Below are 19,278 nucleotides of genomic sequence, written 5' to 3' on the forward strand. Positions count from 1 at the left end.
GAAATCGGACATGAGGCAATCAAACGTCTGCCAAACGTGTCCGAAAAGCGCCACGAACCACCACCCGAATGCTCGGGTGGTGGTTCGTGTGGTTCGGGCCGATCGGGAAAACGATCGAGTTGGTCCGGATTCGATCGGCTTCGGCCCGCTCGGATCGCTCCGCCGCGGATCGCGCCGGGTCAGCCCAGTTCGAGCAGCAGGTCGCCGGCCTCGACCGAGGACACCGCACCGATCGCCAACCGGGCCACGGTGCCCGCGCTCTGCGCGGTGATCGACGCCTCCATCTTCATCGCCTCGATGGTCGCCACCGTGCCGCCGGCCTCGACCTCGTCGCCCACGGCCACCTGGAGGGTGACCACACCGCTGAACGGCGCGGCCACGTGCTTCGGGTTGTCGGGGTTGGCCCGCTCGCTCTCCGGACGGGCCGGCTTGACCGAGCGGTCGCGCACCGAGAGCACCCGCGGCTGGCCGTTCATCCGGCAGTACACGGTGCGGAAGCCGCGCTCGTCGGCGTCGCCGACCGCCTCGACCGCGAGGTAGAGCGAGACCCCCGTGGACAACTTGATGGCCAATTCCTCGCCCTGGACCAGGCCGTACAGGAACGGCACGGTCGGCACCGCGGAGACGTCGCCGTACAGCCGCTCGGCCTCGTCGTAGTCCTTGGCCGGGCCGGGGAACAGCAGTCGGTTGAGCGTGTCGCGCAGTTCGTCGCCGTCCAGCGCGGCGTCCTGCTCCGGGGTCAGCTCCACGGTGCGCGTCGCGCTCGCGGTGCGGCCCGCGAGGGCGCGGGTGCGGAACGGCTCGGGCCAGCCGCCGGGCGGGGTGCCCAACTCGCCCTGGAGGAAGCCGATCACCGAGTCCGGCACGTCGAACGCGCCGGGGTCGGCCTCGAACTTGGCCGGGTCGGCGCCCACCGCGCTCAGGTGCAGCGCGAGGTCGCCGACCACCTTGCTGGACGGGGTGACCTTGACGATGTTGCCCAGGATCCGGTTCGACGCCGCGTAGGCGTCCTCGATGTCCTCGAACTTGTGGCCCAGGCCCAGCGCGATGGCCTGCTGGCGCAGGTTGGAGAGCTGGCCGCCGGGGATCTCGTGCCGGTAGACCCGGCCGGTGGGCGCGGGCAGGCCGGACTCGAACGGCGCGTACGCCTCGCGCACCGCCGCCCAGTAGGGCTCCAGCGCGCACAGCGCGTCCAGGGACAGGCCGGTGGCGCGCTCGGTGTAGTCGGTCGCGGCCACGATCGCGGACAGCGGCGGCTGGCTGGTGGTCCCGGCCAGCGCGGCCGAGGCGCCGTCGATCGCGTCGACCCCGGCCTCGACGGCGGCGAGGTAGGTGGCCAACTGGCCGCCGGCGGTGTCGTGGGTGTGCAGGTGCACCGGGAGGTCGAAGCGCTCGCGCAGCGCCCCGATCAGGGTGCGGGCGGCGGGTGCCCGGAGCAGGCCGGCCATGTCCTTGACGCACAACACGTGCACGCCGGCCTCGACCAGCTGCTCGGCGAGCCGCAGGTAGTAGTCCAGCGTGTACAACTTCTCGGCCGGGTTGGACAGGTCGCCGGTGTAGCACAGCGTGCCCTCGGCGATCGCGTGCGTGCCGAGGGTGGCCTCGATCGCCGGACGCATCGCCTCGATGTCGTTGAGCGCGTCGAAGATGCGGAACACGTCGATACCGGTGCGGGCGGCCTCCTCGACGAACCGCACGCACACCTTGTCGGGGTACGGCGTGTACCCGACGGTGTTGCGACCGCGCAGCAACATCTGGATGTTGAGGTTGGGCATGCCCTCGCGCAGCGCCGCCAGGCGGTGCCACGGGTCCTCCTTGAGGAAGCGCAGCGCGACGTCGTAGGTCGCCCCGCCCCACGCCTCGACGCTCAGCAGCTGCGGCGTCATCCGCGCGACGTAGGGCGCCGCGGCGGCCAGGTCGTAGGTGCGCACCCGGGTCGCCAGCAGCGACTGGTGCGCGTCGCGGAAGGTGGTGTCGGTGATCGCCAGCGCGCTCTGCTCGCGCAGCGCCCGGGCGAAACCGGCCGCGCCCAGCTCCAGGAGCCGGTCCCGGCTGCCCTTGGGCAGGTCGCCGGTGGGCAGCTCGGGCAGCTTGGTGCGCGGGACGGCGATGCTCGGTGTCGGGCCGTAAGGGCGGTTGACGGTGACGTCGGCCAGGTAGGCCAGCAGCCGGGTGCCGCGGTCGGCACCCGGGCGGGAGCGGACCAGTTCGGGGTGCTCGTCGATGAACGACGTGGTGATCCGGCCCTGGCGGAAGGCCGGGTCGTCGAGCACGGCCTGCAGGAACGGGATGTTGGTCGCGACGCCGCGGATGCGGAACTCGGCCACCGCGCGCCGGGCCCGGTTGACCGCGTCGCCGAAGGTCCGGCCCCGGCAGGTCAGCTTGACCAGCATCGAGTCGAAGTAGGGCAGCACCTCGGCGCCGGTGTAGGTACCGCCGTCCAGGCGCACGCCCGCGCCGCCGGGCGAGCGGTAGGCGGACACGGTGCCGGTGTCCGGGCGGAAGTCGGCCGCGGGGTCCTCGGTGGTGATCCGGCACTGCAGTGCCGCGCCCTGGATCCGGATCTCGCTCTGCACCAGCCCGAGATCGGTCAGGCTCGCGCCGGAGGCGACCCGCAACTGGGCCTGCACCAGGTCGACTCCGGTGATCTCCTCGGTGACCGTGTGCTCGACCTGGATGCGCGGGTTCATCTCGATGAACACGTACCGGCCGCGCTCGTCGAGCAGAAACTCCACGGTGCCCGCGTTGCGGTAGCCCACGGCCTCCGCGAAGCGCACCGCGTCGGCGCAGATCCGGTCCCGCAGTTCCGGGTCCAGGTTGGGCGCGGGCGCGATCTCGACGACCTTCTGGTGCCGCCGCTGCATCGAGCAGTCCCGCTCGTACAGGTGCACGACGCCGCCGTCGGCGCCGGCCAGGATCTGTACCTCGATGTGGCGGGGGCGGATCACCGCCTCCTCCAGGAAGACGGTGGGGTCGCCGAAGGCGGTCTGCGCCTCGCGCATCGCGGTCTCGATCGAGGAGCGCAGGTCCTCGCGGCGGTCCACCTTGCGCAGCCCTCGGCCACCACCGCCGGCGGCGGCCTTGACGAAGATCGGGAAGCCGATCGTGTCCGCGGCGGCCACCAGCGCGTCCACGTCGTCCTGCGGCGGCGCGGTCTGCAGCGTGGGCAGCCCGGCGCCCTTCGCGGCCTCGAGCGCGCGCACCTTGTTGCCCGCGAGCGAGAGCACCTCGGCCGAGGGGCCGACGAAGGTGATCCCGTTGGCCTCGCACGCCTCGGCGAGCAGCGGGTTCTCGGACAGGAAGCCGTAGCCGGGGTAGATCGCGTCGGCACCGCACGCGATCGCCGCGCCGACGATGGTGTCGACGTCGAGGTAGGCGCGCAGCGGATGGCCCCGCTCGCCGATCTCGTAACTCTCGTCCGCCTTCTGGCGATGCAGCGAGTGCCGGTCCTCGTACGCGTAGACGGCGACCGTGGTGATGTCGAGCTCGGTGGCGGCGCGCAGGGCGCGCACGGCGATTTCGCCTCGGTTGGCCACCAACAGCTTACGGATCACGAGCTACGTACCTCCTTGCCCGGGGTGTCCGGGTGCGGGGGAAATCGGACGGGTGCCTCGGGACGACAGAGTGCCGTGCCCTTGGTGGGGCGACGGCATCGGGGTCGAACCTGCGTGACTTTAGGACACGTGTGCAGGTGCCCCGCAGGCCCGGTCCACATGCCGGGCACATCGGACCAGACCGAATTCCCGGCCCCACCTGCGAATTCCGGGTTCGTCGGAGGTGGTGTGAGCTTGATCGCAGCCCGCATCGCGAGACGCGACGGCATTGTCGCGCCGCTCGCGAGCCGCGACGATCTGTGCGGGACCGCACCGCGGGCCGGGAAATGTCGGATCATGCCGGGAGCCGGGGAACGTCCCGGGGGGACGAGCCGGGAATGGGGAGCGCCGTGAGGGTTCGGATGGGCGTGGTGGTCGCGGTCGCGGCCGTCGTGCTGCCGGTGGCCGCGTGCAACGACGACGGCGGCACGAAGGCGGACGGCGCGAAGAGCCCGAGCCCGACCGCGGGCGGCGCCGGCGCGGGCGGCGATTTGCGGGCGGTGGACGCGTGTGGGGTACTCACCGCCGAGCAGGTCTCGCAGGCGCTGGCGATGCCGGGGCTGCGGGCCGCGCAGAATCCGCTGGGCTGCGACTACGCGGCGGCCGACGGGGCTCCGGTGATCAGCACGATCGCGACCCGCTCGAAGACCTCGGGCGGCGTGGACAAGGCACTGGACGCCTACCTGGGCACGCTGGGCGACACCCGGACCGAGAAGGTGCCGGGCCTGGGCGACGCGGCGGTGTACGTACAGCCCGACACGATCGGTGGCGTATTGGTGATCGCGGCCCGTCGCGGCGACGAGACGGCGGTGTTCTCGCTCAACGCGGGCGGCGGCGACCCGCCGCCGACCAAGGACCAGTTGGTCACGCTGGCGAAGCTCGCGGTGGCCAAGCTGTGACGCGCCCATCACCGTGAGCATAGGGCTCCGAGCCGGACCGGGGAACACCACGGTCGACACAGCGTGAACGGATCCCGACCTTCCGTGATCGCGGTGTGCCCCGATCGCGCTCTATCGCGCCGATCTCGCACGCAGTTCGGTCCGCACACCGATTTCGCACCGATGAGGGACCAATGGCCCGGCTGTTTCCCGCATCGGCGGGAACATGATGGGCAGGGGAGATTTACATACCCGGGCGCGGTGGGGACCGACAGGCGCCGACGGGTCCGTGCATCGTGTAGCGGGAGCGACGACTTGACTGATCTCCTGACCACCCCCGGACCGGGGCGCGAACGCTTCGAGCGTGACGCCGTGCCGTTCCTGGACCCGCTCTACCCGGCCGCGCTGCGGATGACCCGCAACGCCTCGGACGCCGAGGACCTGGTCCAGGAGACGTTCACGAAGGCGTACGCGTCCTTCCATCAGTTCCGCGACGGAACGAACCTGAAGGCCTGGTTGTACCGGATCCTCACCAACACCTTCATCACCTCCTACCGCCGGAAGCAGCGGCAGCCGGTGGCGTCGGGCGTGCAGGAGATCGAGGACTGGCAGCTCTACCGGGCCGGAACACACGAGTCGACCGGTCTGCGGTCGGCGGAGACCGAGGCGTTGGACCACCTGCCGGACTCGCAGGTGGTGGCCGCTCTGCGGGACCTGCCCGAGGAGTTCCGGGTCGCGGTGTACCTGGCCGATGTGGAGGGCTATCCGTACAAGGACATAGCCGCGTTCATGGGCGTCCCGCTCGGCACGGTGATGTCGCGCCTGCACCGCGGTCGGCGGCGGCTGCGCGAGGCGTTGGCGGACTACGCGCGCGAGCGCGGGCTCGTCGTCGCGGCGTAGTCCGCGGTCGCCTGTGGCGGGGTGTCCCGCCGAGGTGACGCCTACAGGTACTTCTGGACCTCGGGCAGCAGGTCGCCGAACGTGTTGCCCTTGGCCGAGCGGCCGATCGCGGTCAGCACCCAGCCGTCGCCGCCGCCGCGCGCGAGCTTGACCATGATCTGCGCGTTGTCGTGCGAGTCGGTGGTGGAGAGTTCGTAGCGCACGAGTTCGCTCTCGTCGCGCTCGTCCACCAGCCGGCAGAACGCGTTGGCGACCCGGGAGAAGTCGTCGCTGGAGAACGCGCTGACCGTGAAGACCAGCGCCGTCACCCGCAGCGGCAGCGCGGCGAGGTCCACGATGATCGACTCGTCGTCCCCCTCGCCGGCCCCGGTGGTGTTGTCCCCGGTGTGCGTGACCGCGCCGTCCTTGGAGACCAACTGCCTGGACCACACGGTGTCCACGAGATGGTGATCGGCGTCGAACAGCAGACACGACGCGTCCAGGTCGACGCCGGTGAGCGCCTGCAGCCCCGGGCGCAGCCCCTCGTGCTTGATCGGGTCCCAGCCCAGTCCCATCCGGACCCGGGCGACCGAACCGGCCTCGCCCTTGCCGATGCTGACGCGCTCTCCCTGTGCGAGAACGACCGTCATCGCAACTCCCCTCCGCGGTGGTTCCCCGATGCCGCGCCTCGTCGACGGACGCGGCGCGTTGACGCAGAGCATCCTAGGGTGTGCCTTCGATCCCCCGTCGTGGGCTCCGAGGCGGGCGGGGGTGGGTCGCCGGGGTGTGACGGCCTTCGGCGTCGGGCGGGCGGTCAGGCCGTGCTGCCCGGGCGGGGCGTGCCCGACGAGCTCGTGCGGTCGGGGATCTCGATCACGTCGGCCGCCGGCGGCACGGTCACCTTGACCGGGATGTCGAAGTCGCCGTAGCTGATCGACCCGCTGTTGCTCGAACTCTTGGACACGATCAGCACCGGGTAGGGCTTGCCGCCCTGGGCCTCGATGTAGACCTTGCCGCTGTTGCTCCCGGGCGGACCGGTGAGCGGGATCATCCTGCGGTCGTCGATCGTCTCGATGGGCAGCTTGACGCCGTCCTCGGGGAAGTTCTTCAGGGCCGCGCCGGGGTCGGCGACGGTGGTGATGCTGCGGACGCCGCGCAGTTTCTCGCTGTTGACGTCGCCCTTGAGCCATTTGCCGGCGAGCAGCTTGGCGGCGAGTTCGCCGTCCACGGTGCCGACCAGCGAGCGGTACGCCCGCTCGTCGCCCTTGACGTACATGTCGGAGCCGACCCGGCGCACTTCCAGCCGGACGTCGTTCTGCTGGATGGTGCCCTGGAAGTCCTCGCTGCCCCGGTCCACGCGCAGGTCGAGCCGCATCGCCTTGCCGTCGGAGACGATGTCCGCCACCACGTGCACGGTCTTGAGACCGGACGCGGACTGCTTTGCCCGGCGCGCCAGTTCGCCGACGTCGAGGTCCTCGTTGCGGACGTTCTCGTCCAGGCCGGAACCCGCGGACTCGGTCACCGGATCGGTCGGCGACGTCTTCTCGATGGTCGACAGCGGACTCTCGGCGGTTCCGCACGCGGTGAGCGCGCCAAGCGATACGCACACCGCCGCAACGGCCGAGATCCTCAGTGTCCTCGCGCGATTTCGACGCACAACCACTCCTTGCTCCACCGATTGTCCTGCCCCTGGGACGGCCCGACCCCCCAGCCGGTTCCCCCGCCCCGCTCGCTCCCACGCTATGCGCCGACCCACCCGTTGTCCCGGGGGAATCCCTGGACTCGCGACGCGGGACGGCCCGCCGTGGACCGTGCCGCGCGGCGCGGGGGTGCCGGGGCGGGTCGCGGGTTCGGGCGACGGCGCCTGACCCGGGTTCGCGCGCACTAGCATCGGCGGGTCGGTTGTCGTGGCTGGAGGTCGGTTCGTGTCTGCTCTCGTCTCGCTTGACTCACCCGTGCCGGATCGGTTCGACGCGGTCACGGTGGCCGGGGAGGCGATGTCACGCGAGGCGTTGTTCGGGGCCGCGACGGCGTTGGCGGATCGCATCGCGGGCGCGCCGGCCGTCGCGCTGCGGGCGGACGCGAGTTCGGCCACCGTGGTGGCCACACTGGCCGGCCTGATCGCGGGCGTCCCGGTGGTCCCGGTTCCGCCGGACTCGGGTCCGCTGGAGCGCGCGCACATCCTGTCCGACTCGGGCGCGGTACTGCTGCTCGCGCCCGGCCCGTGGACCGACACCGGGTTGCCGACCATGCCGGTCGACCTCACCGCGCGCTCGGCGAGCACACACCGGGAGCCGGCTCCGGACACGACCGCGCTGATCCTGTACACGAGCGGCACCACGGGTCCGCCGAAGGGCGTGCTGATCCCGCACGCGGCGATCGCGGCCGGCCTGGACGGGCTCGCCGAAGCGTGGGCGTGGACGGCGGACGACGTCCTGGTCCACGGCCTGCCGCTGTTCCACGTGCACGGTCTCGTTCTGGGCGTACTCGGCGCGCTGCGCGTCGGCTCGCGGGTGGTGCACACCGGCCGGCCCACGCCGGCGGCGTACGCACAGGCCGGCGGGAGCATGTACTTCGGCGTGCCCACGGTGTGGTCGCGGGTCACGCGGGACGAGGACTCGGCACGCGCGCTCGCCGGCGCGCGGCTGCTGGTGTCCGGGAGCGCGCCACTGCCCGTGCCGGTGTTCGAGCGGCTGACCGAACTCACCGGGCATCGGCCGATCGAGCGGTACGGCATGACCGAGACGCTGATCACGGTCAGCACTCGGGCGGACGGCGAGCGCCGGCCCGGCTTCGTGGGATTGCCGATCGCGGGCGTGCGCACCCGACTGGTCGGCGAGGACGGGTCGGCGTGTCCGTACGACGGCGAAACGGTCGGCGAGTTGCAGATCGATTCGCCGACCCTGTTCCAGGGCTACCTGAACCGCCCCGACGCCACCGCCGAGACGCTGACCCCGGACGGCTGGTTCCGCACCGGCGACGTCGCGGTGATCGACGCCGAGGGCCGGCATCGCATCGTCGGCCGGGCGAGCACCGACCTGATCAAGACCGGCGGCTACCGGGTCGGCGCGGGCGAGGTGGAGGCTTCCCTGCTGGCCCACCCGGCCGTGCACGAGGCGGCGGTGATCGGCGTCGCGCACCCCGATCTGGGCCAGGAGATCGTCGCCTTCGTGGTCTCCGGCGCCGAGGTGACGGAGCGTCAGCTCATTGACCACGTCGCGTCCGGACTGTCCGTCCACAAGCGCCCCAGGCGCGTGGTCTTCGTCACCGACCTGCCCCGCAACGCCATGGGCAAGGTCCAGAAGAAACTTCTGACGGACTGACGGGTCACCGGGTGGCGGTTTGGGTCCGGGTGGGCCCGGCGAGGTCGAGTGCGATGCGTGCTTCGAGGCGTTCGGGCTCGTGGCGTCAGTCGCGGCGGGCGATCAGGGTGGTTTCCGGGAGGCGGACCAACGGAATCCGGCGGTCGGTGCGGGTCTGGTAGTTGTTGTAGTACTCGCGGTCGGCGGTGAGCGCGGCCCAGGTCTTGGTGTACTCGTCGCCGTCGAGGATCTCGGCGGTGCTCCAGTACGTTGCGTGCTGGACGCGGACCAGCAGTTGCGGGTTGGCCGTGCGGTCGGACAGGTTCACGTACCAGGACGGGTGCTTGGCGGCGCCGGCGAAGGAACCGACCACGACGCGGTGGCCGTTCTCGTCCGCCCAGAACGGGAGCGCGACCTTGTGCAGCTTGCCGCTCTTGCGGCCGACCGTGTGCACGAGTACGTGGTTCATCCCGGCCAGGAGCCAGACGTCGTCGCCGTCCGACTGCTCCATCTGCGAGACGTGCTCCTTGGTGAAGAGAACGATCTCCTCGGGCGAGGGCTCGATGAACTCGTCGTTCTTCTGTTCCACCATGATCGTTTCGCTCCCGGGAAGGCACGCGCGGCAGTTCGGTTGCGCGACTCTAGTCGGGCCCCCGCCAACCATCAATGGCCGTTCGGGGATCGCGCGACGTGGGCCGCGTCACGACGCGACGGTCCCCCGTTCGGCCACCGACGCGGCCGCCCGAACGAGACTCGGCACGGCCGTCGAGCGGGATTGCCGGGGCCAGGCGATGGCCGGAACCGCAGGTGGGACGTCCGCAACCGGTCGGTAGACGACGCCCGGGCAGGGATGGCGGGCGGCGACGGAGACGGGCAGCGGCGGGATCCGGAGAGAACCTGCTGGGTCACGGGGTGGGCGAGACCTGGGCGTGGGGACTCGCCGACATGGTCGAGTCCCTGGACGCCCAGGGCTACTACGGCACCGACGCGCCGAGCACCCCCGACGACACGCCGACCACGTGCCGCCGATGGTGCGAGGAGGTGCTGCGGCCGGCCGTGGCGTCCTGAGGTCGAGGCGGCGGCTCCGACGGCCGCCGCCGATCACCACCGACGACCGTCGACGGCGGCGGAGCCGTTCGAGCGTGATCCGGCCGGTGGCCGAGACGGCTACGGCCGGGTGAACGCCGGGCTGTTGCTGTCTGCGGGGAGGTCGGCCAAGGGCTCGGCGAGTTCCGCGTGGGTCGGGCCGACCTCGGCCGCCAGTGCGTCCAGCGCGGGCAGGTCGAAGCCGTACAGCGTCGCCGCGTTCCCGGCCAGGATCGCGCGCAACTCGGTCGGCGAGGCGTCGTGGAAGGACCGACGCAGCGCCTCCCGCGTGTACGGATAGGTGCCCTCGTCGTGCGGGTAGTCCGCGCCCCACATGTAGCGGTCGATGCCCAACTCGTGCCGCGCCAGCGCCTCCGTCGGCGACGGGAAGCTCGCGCCCACCCAGCAGTTGCGGGCGAAGTACGCGCTGGGCGGCTCCGGCAGCCGGTCGGCCTCGGTGTACTTGAGCTCACCGATCCGACCGGTGGCCATCTGCGCGTGGTAGCCGTCCAACTGCCGCAGCAGCGGCGGGATCCAGGCCGCGCCCTGCTCGGTGATGGCGAACTTGAGCCGGGGAAAGCGCGCGAACGCCCCGGAGAGCAGCATGTGGGTCAGCGGCCGACGGGAGAACAGCGTCGCCTCGGCGATCCACAGGAACGTCGCGGCCGGGTGGTCGCCGTAGTCCGGACTGCCCGACCCGCCGTGGTTGACCACCGCCAACTCCAGGTCCTGGCACACCTCCCAGAGCCGGTCCCACTCCGGCGCGTACAGCGGCAGGATGCCGCTCACGTCCGGTGGCGTAGTCGGGATCAGGATGCCCGCGAGCCCCTGTTCCTTGGCCCACACCGCCTCGGCGACCGCGTCCTCGATGTCGTTCAGGAACACCTGGGCCAGCCCGGCCCGACGCACCGCGTTCGCCCCGCCGCACCACTGGGCCAGCCACCGGTTGTGCGCCCGGATCCCGGCCAGTCGGCGGGCGTAGGATCGCGCCGACGGCGGGCGGGCGAGCAGTTGCCCGGTCGGGAAGAACGGCGGCACCGTGTTGGGGAACACCACCTCGGCGACGATGCCGTCCGCGGCCAACTCGGCGATCCGCCGGTCGTCGTCCCAGTTGCGGGTGCGACCGTCGCCCTGGAGGTCTCGGAACGGGTTGCGGTAGCGCTCCCGCCAGTCGTCGAACTCCGCACGCCAGGACGGGTCCAGGAACTCGCGATAGGTGTCCATCCCGGCGCCGGCGTGCCCGTCCGCCGAGATGATCGTGTGCCGATCCGACACGGCCCTCACCCCTTTCCGTCCAGCTTGAACACCCGCATCGCGTTCTCCCGCAGGAACTTCGCCCGCACCTCGGGCTTGAACGGCACGTCCGGCAGTTCCCGGAAGATCCGCTCCAGGGACAGGCCCATCGGGTAGTAGCCCGCGTACATCACCTTGTCCGCGCCGCGCGTGTTGGCGTAGTCGACGATCGCCTTGGGGTAGTACTTCGGCGCGAACGCCGACGTCATGTAGTACAGCCCCGGCCACTTGAGCATCAGCTTGACCGCGAGGTCCTCCCACGGCTCCGCGCCGTGGCGCATCACGATGCGCAACTCCGGGAAGTCGTAACAGACCTGGTCGAAGTGCATGACGTCCTGACACCCGGACGGCACCCGCGGGCCGGCGATGCCCGCGTTGGAGACGATCGGCAGGTCCAGGTCGATGCAGGTCTGGTAGATCGGGTAGTAGCGCCGATCGCTCACCGGCACCTGCGGGTTGCAGCCGGCCGGGAACGTGGTCACCGCGACGATGTGGTGCTCCTCGTACGCCCGGCGGATCCGGCGGACCGTGGTGGTGATGTCGTTGGGGTCCACCTCCAGCGTGGGCCGGAACCGGTCGGGGTGCTCGGCGATCGCCCGCAGCGCGGTCTCGCTCATCCCGACCAGACCGATCTCGACGCCACAGGCGTCCATCTGCCCGAGCGTCACCGTGATCGCATCGACGCCCTCGTCCAGGTGGTTCGGCACCCCCTTGAACATGTACTCGGCGGGGAACTCCATCTCGCCGCTCTCCGCGTCGCGCAGTTGCGGCTTCAGGAAGTCGTAGTGGCTCTTGGCCTGTGCGCTGGGGAAACCGATCATCAAGTCGATCGCCCCCGCCCCGGCCGTGGACCCGACTGCGGACATGGCAAAACCCCCTGCGCCATCAAGTTGATTGACTCCATCAACTTAACAGCAGCAGGGGGTATGGGCCATAGCCATGGAGGGCGTCAGCGGTTGGTCATCGCCTGCTTGATCAGGGTCCGTCCGAAGTCCCACATCAAACCGGTGCCCTTGTGCGCGTCGTCCATCACGTCCACGAACCCGGCCACGAAGTGCTCCACGTCCTCGGGTCCCACGACGTACGGCGGCAGCAGCTTGATCACGTCCATGTGGTCGCCCGCGACCTGGGTCAGCACCCGGTGCCGCTGGAAGAGCGGCACCACCACCATCTGCGCGAACAACCCGTGCCGAGCCGCCTGCAACGCCGTCCACCCGGCGCGCAGCTTGAGCGAGCGTGGTTTGCCGAACTCCAGGCCGATCATCAGGCCCCGCCCGCGCACCTCGGCGAACAGCTCGTACTTGTCGATCAGCGGGGCCAGCCCGGCCACGAACGCGTCGCCCATCCGGGCGCTGTTGCCGATCAGGTCCTCGTCGTCGAGCACCGCCAGCGTGGCCAGGCCCGCCGCCATCGCCTGGTTGTTGCCGCCGAACGTGCAGTCGTGCACGAGCACGCGGTCCATCGTCGAGTAGACCTTCTTGAACACCCAGTCCCGGGTCAGCGTCGCGCCGATCGGCACGTATCCGCCCGACAGCGCCTTGGCGACCGTGACGATGTCCGGCTCGACGCCGTCCTCCCACTGGTACGCGAAGAATTTGCCGGTGCGGCCCATCCCGGTCTGCACCTCGTCGGCGATCAACAACGCGCCGTGTTCGCGCAGCAGCCGCTGCGCGGCGGCCAGCCAGCCCGGCGGCGGAGCCAGCACGCCCTTGCCCAGGATCGGCTCGATGATCAGCGCCGCGACGTCACCGCGCTTCAACTCCCGCGCCAGCGCGTCCAGATCGCCCAGCGCGATGCCCACGTCCGGCAGCAGCGGCTCGAAGCCCTTGCGGAACTCCGCCGCGCCGTTGACCGAGAGCGCGCCCGTGGTCAACCCGTGGAAGGCGTGGTCGATGTAGACGATCCGCCGCCGCCCGGTGGCGAAGCGGGCGAACTTCAGCGCCGCCTCGACCGCCTCCGTCCCGCTGTTGCAGAAGTACACCCGGTCCATCCCCGGCGCCCGGGCCAACAGCCGGTCGGCCAGCGCGGCGGCCAGCGGCGGGGTGTGGAAGTGCACGATGTCCGGCAGATCGAGCGCGATCACGTCCTGCATCGCCTTGCGCACCACGGGGTGGTGCCGGCCCACACCGTAGGTGCCGAACCCGGACAGGAAGTCCAGGTACCGGTCGCCCTTGTCGTCGTACAGGTACGGCCCCTCGGCCCGAACGTAATCGCGGTCCATGCCGATCGTCCGCAGCACGCGCGGGAGTTGCGGGTTGAGGTGCTTCGCGTGCAGCTCGAAGCCGCGGTCCGCGTACGCCTCGTACGTCTCACCCAGGTCGAACGTCATCGCCCGCCGTACCTCCTGACTTGGTTCGCTCGTCGTTGGCCCAGTCAAGCAGGGCCGGGGTCGCGTGGCGCAACGTGCGGAATGCCTTGAACCCGTCCACCAGCAGGCGGGGCCGCAGCAGTTCCCGCTCCGGGGTGTCGGTGATCACCCTGACCACCCCGGCCGGCCGATCACCCGCCGCCGCGAGCAGGTACGCCGACTCCATGTCGGCCGCCAGCGCGCCGCGCTCGCGCAACGCCTGCCGGGCCCGGCCCTTGACCAATCGGTCCACGGTCTCGATCGGACCGTGATGCAACCTCAGCTTGGGCGAGACCCGCCGCATCCACTCCAACAACACCTCGGAGCTCGGCAGTTCGATCACCGTGCCGTCCGAGCCGCGCACCTCGGAGGCGATCACCACGTCGCCCACCGCGACCCTCTCCCCCACGCCCGCGCCGAATCCCGCGACCGCGAGCGAGCCGTACTCCGCTGCCGGGAGCTCGGACAGGGCCCGCGCCCGGGCGCGAGCCTTGTCCGGTCCCATCCCCGCGCGCTCCACGCGCACGTTGAAGGCGCCCATCAGCCCCGCCTCGACCGCGCGCATCTCGATGCGCAGCGGGGTGACCACCATCAGGGGCATGTTCAGTCCATCGTCCCGGCGTACCGACCGAGCGCCATCACGGGGAAGACGAGCCGGTACATGTGGTACTTGATGTAGAAGTCGCCGGGGAAGCCGGTGCCGGTGAACTGCGGCTCGTCCCACCCGCCCAGCTCGTTCTGATGCTCGGTCAGCCAGTCGATGCCGCGCTGCGCGACCTCGCCGAACTCGCCCGCCGCGTGCAGCGCGAGCAGCGCCCACGCGGTCTGCGACGCGGTGGATTCGCCGCGCCCGGACCAGGTCTTCGGCTGATCGTAGCTGCGCAGGTTCTCGCCCCAGCCGCCGTCCGGGTTCTGCCGTGCCTCCAGCCAGCGCACCGCGCGCCGGATCGCCGCGTGCCGGGGGTCGACGCCGGCGGTCACCAGCGCCGGCAGCACCGCGCCGGTGCCGTAGATGTAGTTCGCGCCCCAGCGGCCGAACCAGGAGCCGTCCGCCTCCTGATGGTCCATCAACCACTTGACGCCGTCGGCGACATAGGAGCTGTAGCGGGCACCGCCGTCGGCGAGCATCTCCACGATGTGCGCGGTGACGTCGGCCGAGGGCGGGTCGGTGACCGCGCCGAAATCACAGAACGGCAGCTTCAGCGGCAGGATGCTGACGTTGTCCGCGTCGAACGCGCCCCAACCGCCGTCCTTGCTGCGCATCCCGGCCGTCCACCGCTCGGCCCGGTCCAGGACCGCGTCCTTGCGCGCGCCGTCCGGGTGGTCGGTGTAGCGCAGGGCCATCACGACCTCGGCCGTGTCGTCGGTGTCCGGGTAGTAGTCGTTGGCGAACTCGAAGGCCCAGCCGCCCGGTTCCAGGTCCGGTCGGCGCACCGCCCAGTCGCCGACCTCGCGGATCTCCTCGTCCATCAGCCACCCGGCCGCCTTGACCACCCTGGGGTCGGCGGCCGGAACTCCCGCGTCCCGCAGCGCGACCAGGGTCAACCCGGTGTCCCACACCGGCGACTGGCACGCCTCGAACCGGCGGCGCAGCTCGCCGTCCTCGTCGGTGTCCACGATGGTGAACCCGTCCAGGCCCTTGATGCCCTGCGCCATCACCGGGTGGTTGAGCGGGTAGCCCATCAGGCGCAGCGCGATCAGCGAGTAGACCCACGGCGGCTGGATGCCGCCCCATCCGCCGTCCGCCTCCTGGCGCTGCACGATCCACTGCTCGGCCTTGCGCATCGCGGCCTGCCGGATCGGCTTGATCGGCCGCTTCTGGTACTGGTGCAGGCCCGCGTCCAGCGCGCGGAACGCCCGCGACCACGGGTCGTCGGCCGCGGGTCGGCCCCGGACCGCGCCGGTGGGGCGCAGTTCGGCGAGCTCGAACGGCGCGGGCCGGACCGGGCGCAGCGAGCTGACGATGGTCAGCGGCACGATGGTCTGCCGGGCCCAGCAGGCGAAGTCGTAGACGTTGAGCGGGAACCACTTGGGCAGGTAGATGATCTCCGGCGGCAACACCGGCAGGTCGTCCCACGACCACCAGCCGAAGAAGGCCAGCCAGAACCGGGTGAACACGCGGGTGTTGGCGATGCCGCCGCCGTTGCGGATGAAGGCCGCCGCGGCGGCCATGTGCTTGGCGTCCGGGTCGTCACCGGCCAGCTTGAGCGCGACGTACGCCTCGACGGTCACCGACAGGTCGGCGGGACCGCCGAAGAAGGTCGCCCAGGTGCCGTCCGAGCGCTGGTTGGCGCGGATCCATCGCGCACTGGCCAGGGTCTGCTCCTCGGTGCGGATGCCGAGGAACTCGCGAAAGAGCAGATCCTCCGCGTCCATCGTGACGTTGGTCTCCAACTCCCCCTTCCACCAGCCCGCATCGTCCTGAAGCTCCATCAGATGGGCGACGGCCCTGTCGAGTGCGCCCCTGACCCCGTCGTCGTCGTCGACGTCGCCGATTCCCGGCTGGACGGTCACTGTCATCTCTTCACAACTCCCGAGTGGTGGTGAAGGCCGCGAGTGAGGTCAGGTCCGTGTAGGTACCTTGCGGGACGTCCAGGGAGTCCAGGCAGGCCATGGCCTGCTCCAGGCGCCGTGCCGCCTCGGTCTCGGTGCGGGCACGTCCGCCCGCCTCCTCGACCAGGCGTGCGGCCAGGGCGAGTCCCTCCTCGTTGCGCGGTCCTTCGTCCGTGTAGATGCGCGCCAGCTCGCGTCCGGCGGTCGTGTCGCTCGAGAGGGCGGCGACGACCGGCACGGACTTCTTGCGTCGGCGCAGGTCGTTCCAGGCGGGTTTGCCGGTGACCTCGGGTCGTCCCCAGATCCCCAGCAGGTCGTCCACCGCCTGGAAGGCGACGCCTAGGTGGTGCCCGAAGCCGTACAGCGCCTGCACGGTGCGTTCGTCGGCGCCCGCGAGGGCCGCCCCGATCGCCGACGCGCAGGCCAGCAGGGCCCCGGTCTTGTTGCCCGCCATGGTCAGGCACTCCTCGACGCTGACGTCGAGTCGGGCCTCGAAGGACAGGTCCTGGGACTGTCCGTCGATCAACCGGGCGGTGGCCTCGGTGAGCAGTCGGGCGGCACGATCGCCGTCCGCGTCGTCGGCGTCCATCAGGACCTGTTCGGCCAGCACGAGCAGACCGTCACCGGCCAGGACGGCGAGTCCCGGACCGAAGACCTTCCACGCGGTGGGCCGGTGCCGACGTTCCTCGTCGCCGTCCATGAGGTCGTCGTGGATCAGCGAGAAGTTGTGCACGAGTTCGACCGCGACGGCGCCGGGCACGCCCACGCCGGTCGGCGCGCCGACCGCCTCGGCGGAGAGCAGCGCGAGCGCGGGGCGCAGCGCCTTGCCGCCGTTGCCGGGCAGTTCGCGACCGGCCTCGTCGGCCCACCCCATGTGATACGCGGCCACACGGGCCAGGGGCGGTTCGAGTCGGGCCGTCGCGACCCGCAGCGCGGGGCGGCTCGCCTCGCGCGCGCGATCGAGCACGGCGGGGGCGATCGATGCGTCGGCGAGCGTCATAGCGGCGTCGTCCTCTCCGGAATGGCACGGGTGCGGCCGAGATGCGGGAGGGCCTCGCGGGCGGCGGAAAGGCCGCTGCGAACGGCGCCCTCCATCGTCGCGGGCCATCCGGTGGCGGTCCACGCCCCGGCCAGGGCGAGACCGGGGACCGCGGTCCGGGGGCCGGGACGAAGCCGGCCCGAACCGGGAGCGGGACGGAAGGTCGCGGCCCGCTCCTTGGTCACCACGAACCGCTCGACCCGGGCGTTTCGGGCCGAGGGCAGCACGCGGGCCAACTCCGGGACGAACCTATCCCGGAGCTGTGCGCTCGTCAGGTCGATTTCCCGACCCGCCGCGGACAGCGACACGGCCACGTAGCGGCCGGCCGCCAGTCCGTGGCCGGCGCTGCGGTCGAACATCCACTGGACCGGGCTCCCGATGCCCGCGGCGAGCGGGACGTCCAGGACCGGGCGGTCGTAGAGCACGTGCAGGTTGACGATCGGCGAGGTGCCCAGGCCGGCGAGCAGGGTCGGGTCGGCGGGCATGTCGCCGAGCAGCAGGGCGCCCGCGGGCAGCAGTCGGGCCGCGTCGTAGTGCGGTACGGCCAGCACCACCGCGTCCGCCTCGATCCGCTCGCCGTCGGCGTGTATGGCGAACCCGCCGGCGCCGGCGTCGAGCGCGTCCACCCGGGTGCGCAGGTGCACCCGCACGCCCGCGCGCTCCAGCGCGCGGGTCGCCGCGTCGCCGTGCAGTTCCTGGAGCGGGACCAGGCTCCAGCCGATGTCGGCGCCGTCGTTGCGGTCGAGCACGCCGGTGCGGAAGACCTTGACGGCCATGCCGAGGGATGCCTCGGTGGCGGGCAGGTTGAGCGTGGCGATGCCGATCAGGTCCCACATCGCCTCGCGCTCGCGGGCGGTGACGCCGAAGCGGTCCAGCCACGCGGCGAAGGTGAGTTCGTCCAGGGCCGGGTCGGCCGGGTCCAGGCGGCGCAGGGCGAGTGCGGCCAGGCCGACTCGGGCCCGGCCGGCCATGGTGAGCAGGGGGTAGCGGGCCAGCGCCGAGGACAGGTGCAGCGGGGCGGGCAGCGCGGAGCGGCGCAGCCGGGTGCGGGTGCCCCAGGGCGTGCGGACCGGGACGTCCATCCGGGGCTGGAGGTAGACCTTGTCGGCGCTGCCGATCCGCTCCAGGAAGGAGATGTACTCGGTGCAGCAGCGCAGGAACACGTGTTGCCCGTTGTCGAGCCACATGTCGTCGCGGCGCAGCGAGAACGTCGCGCCGCCCAACCGGGGCCGGCCCTCCAGGAGGGTGACCCGGACGCCGGCGTCGGCGGCAGCCAGCGCGGCGGTGATGCCCGCCAGGCCGCCCCCGATCACCACCATGCGTGCGCTCATGCCTTGCTCCGTACCCACGTGATCAATCCCTGTACCGGCCCCTGCGACCGGCTTCCCGTTCCGGCCCGGGGCCGGTCATCGATCGATGTTCACCGCCTGCGCGCGAGCAGCGAACGCGCGCCGACCGGCAGGCCGGCCAGTGCACGTGCGGCGATCTCGGCCTTCTCCCAGCCCGGGAGTGAGAGCCGGCCTATCAGCACCTGGCCCGGTTCCTCCATGATCCTGGTCAGCAGCCGGCGGTAGATGCCCGCCATCGCCCCGGTGCTGGCGGCGCTGCGCCGGTCGAGCAGCGGGAGCAGGGTCAGACCCCGCTCGAAGAGCTGCTCGGCGCGATTGCCCTCGAACCGGACCAGGTCCTCGAAGGCCGCGCTCTGGGTGAACCGGCCGCCCTTGTGCCACGCGTCCTCGAGGCCGAACTTTGCCAGGTCCTCGCGGGGCAGGTAGACCCGGCCGTTGTCCTTGTCCTCCTTGATGTCGCGGAGGATGTTGGTGATCTGGAGCGCGATGCCGAGGGTGTCCGCGAGATCGGGCGCGTGCAGCGAGTCGCGCGAGCCGAAGATGCCCAGCGAGAGCCGGCCCACGGTGCCCGCGACGCAGCGGCAGTAGACCCGCAGCTCGTCGAAGGTCTCGTACTCGGTCTCGCGCACGTCCATCTCGACGCCGTCGATCAGTTCGTCGAGCGCGGGCAGCGGGATCGGGAATCGGGTCGCGGCGTCGGCGAGCGCGACCGCGACCGGGTCGCGATCCGCGCTCAGGTCCTTGAGTTGTTTGCGCATCCGGGCCAGCTCCGCGACCTTGCGGTCGGCCGGCAGGTCGCCGTCGCCGATGTCGTCGATCTCTCGCGCGAAGGCGTACACGGCGCTGAGCGCGAGGCGCTTGGGCTCGGGCAGCAGCCGGATGCCGTAGTAGAAGTTGCGTGCCTGATTGCGGGTCAGGCGCTCGCAATACGCATACGAAGCGTCGACGTCCATGGTTCC

General features: G+C 71.3%; 16 protein-coding genes. 4 read left to right on the forward strand and 12 right to left on the reverse strand.

The window, feature by feature from the left end; translation table 11 throughout:
• Positions 1 to 179: 179 nt before the first annotated feature.
• Positions 180 to 3,554, reverse strand: coding sequence for a pyruvate carboxylase (locus tag ACIBSV_RS05520; protein WP_395859659.1), 3,375 nt, complete (start codon positions 3,552 to 3,554; stop codon positions 180 to 182).
• A 389-nt stretch (positions 3,555 to 3,943) separates the two neighbouring features.
• Here ACIBSV_RS05520 and ACIBSV_RS05525 point away from each other — a divergent pair, with 389 nt between their 5' ends.
• Both ACIBSV_RS05525 and ACIBSV_RS05530 read left to right on the forward strand, forming a co-directional pair.
• Positions 3,944 to 4,492, forward strand: a complete 549-nt coding sequence (locus tag ACIBSV_RS05525; RefSeq protein WP_395859660.1) for a DUF3558 family protein — start codon at positions 3,944 to 3,946, stop codon at positions 4,490 to 4,492.
• Positions 4,493 to 4,786: 294 nt separating this feature from the next.
• Positions 4,787 to 5,371 carry a sigma-70 family RNA polymerase sigma factor gene (locus ACIBSV_RS05530; RefSeq protein ID WP_395859661.1) on the forward strand — a complete coding sequence of 195 codons (585 nt, stop codon included), beginning with the start codon at positions 4,787 to 4,789 and terminating at the stop codon, positions 5,369 to 5,371.
• Positions 5,372 to 5,412: 41 nt separating this feature from the next.
• On the opposite strand, the gene ACIBSV_RS05535 is transcribed toward ACIBSV_RS05530, so the two are convergent.
• Positions 5,413 to 6,000: a TerD family protein gene (locus tag ACIBSV_RS05535; protein WP_395859662.1), complete on the reverse strand. Its 588-nt coding sequence runs from the start codon at positions 5,998 to 6,000 to the stop codon at positions 5,413 to 5,415.
• Positions 6,001 to 6,164: 164 nt separating this feature from the next.
• A complete protein-coding gene (locus ACIBSV_RS05540) occupies positions 6,165 to 6,959 on the reverse strand; it encodes a hypothetical protein (RefSeq protein WP_395859663.1) in 795 nt (264 codons plus the stop codon).
• A 316-nt stretch (positions 6,960 to 7,275) separates the two neighbouring features.
• Between ACIBSV_RS05540 and ACIBSV_RS05545 the strand changes: the two genes are divergently transcribed.
• Entirely contained in the window at positions 7,276 to 8,673 is a 1,398-nt protein-coding gene (locus tag ACIBSV_RS05545) for an acyl-CoA synthetase (protein ID WP_395859664.1), read from the forward strand.
• Positions 8,674 to 8,758: 85 nt separating this feature from the next.
• Here ACIBSV_RS05545 and ACIBSV_RS05550 read toward each other — a convergent pair whose 3' ends face one another.
• Positions 8,759 to 9,244, reverse strand: coding sequence for a nitroreductase/quinone reductase family protein (locus ACIBSV_RS05550; RefSeq protein ID WP_395859665.1), 486 nt, complete (start codon positions 9,242 to 9,244; stop codon positions 8,759 to 8,761).
• A 320-nt stretch (positions 9,245 to 9,564) separates the two neighbouring features.
• Here ACIBSV_RS05550 and ACIBSV_RS05555 point away from each other — a divergent pair, with 320 nt between their 5' ends.
• Positions 9,565 to 9,720, forward strand: a complete 156-nt coding sequence (locus ACIBSV_RS05555) for a hypothetical protein (RefSeq protein WP_395859666.1) — start codon at positions 9,565 to 9,567, stop codon at positions 9,718 to 9,720.
• Positions 9,721 to 9,819: 99 nt separating this feature from the next.
• On the opposite strand, the gene ACIBSV_RS05560 is transcribed toward ACIBSV_RS05555, so the two are convergent.
• From ACIBSV_RS05560 to hpnD, 8 genes are all read right to left on the reverse strand, one after another.
• On the reverse strand, positions 9,820 to 11,013 hold the full coding sequence (locus tag ACIBSV_RS05560; RefSeq protein WP_395859667.1) for an amidohydrolase family protein: 1,194 nt from the start codon (positions 11,011 to 11,013) through the stop codon (positions 9,820 to 9,822).
• 5 nt (positions 11,014 to 11,018) lie between these two features.
• On the reverse strand, positions 11,019 to 11,897 hold the full coding sequence (locus ACIBSV_RS05565) for an amidohydrolase family protein (protein WP_395859668.1): 879 nt from the start codon (positions 11,895 to 11,897) through the stop codon (positions 11,019 to 11,021).
• Between the two features lie 83 nt (positions 11,898 to 11,980).
• Positions 11,981 to 13,360 carry an aspartate aminotransferase family protein gene (locus ACIBSV_RS05570; RefSeq protein ID WP_395859669.1) on the reverse strand — a complete coding sequence of 460 codons (1,380 nt, stop codon included), beginning with the start codon at positions 13,358 to 13,360 and terminating at the stop codon, positions 11,981 to 11,983.
• Complete coding sequence (locus tag ACIBSV_RS05575; RefSeq protein ID WP_395859670.1) at positions 13,341 to 13,979, reverse strand: 1-hydroxy-2-methyl-2-butenyl 4-diphosphate reductase; 639 nt, start codon at positions 13,977 to 13,979, stop codon at positions 13,341 to 13,343. The genes ACIBSV_RS05570 and ACIBSV_RS05575 overlap by 20 nt, the downstream gene beginning before the upstream one ends.
• 2 nt (positions 13,980 to 13,981) lie before the next feature.
• Complete coding sequence (gene shc, locus ACIBSV_RS05580; RefSeq protein ID WP_395859671.1) at positions 13,982 to 15,898, reverse strand: squalene--hopene cyclase; 1,917 nt, start codon at positions 15,896 to 15,898, stop codon at positions 13,982 to 13,984.
• Between the two features lie 4 nt (positions 15,899 to 15,902).
• Positions 15,903 to 16,931: a polyprenyl synthetase family protein gene (locus ACIBSV_RS05585; RefSeq protein ID WP_395859672.1), complete on the reverse strand. Its 1,029-nt coding sequence runs from the start codon at positions 16,929 to 16,931 to the stop codon at positions 15,903 to 15,905.
• Positions 16,928 to 18,301: a hydroxysqualene dehydroxylase HpnE gene (gene hpnE / locus ACIBSV_RS05590; RefSeq protein WP_395859673.1), complete on the reverse strand. Its 1,374-nt coding sequence runs from the start codon at positions 18,299 to 18,301 to the stop codon at positions 16,928 to 16,930. The genes ACIBSV_RS05585 and hpnE overlap by 4 nt, the downstream gene beginning before the upstream one ends.
• 89 nt (positions 18,302 to 18,390) lie before the next feature.
• Positions 18,391 to 19,272, reverse strand: coding sequence for a presqualene diphosphate synthase HpnD (gene hpnD / locus ACIBSV_RS05595; RefSeq protein WP_395859674.1), 882 nt, complete (start codon positions 19,270 to 19,272; stop codon positions 18,391 to 18,393).
• Positions 19,273 to 19,278: the final 6 nt, after the last annotated feature.

The organism is Embleya sp. NPDC050154 (genome assembly GCF_044460165.1).
In the GTDB taxonomy this organism is placed as follows: Bacteria; Actinomycetota; Actinomycetes; order Streptomycetales; family Streptomycetaceae; genus Embleya.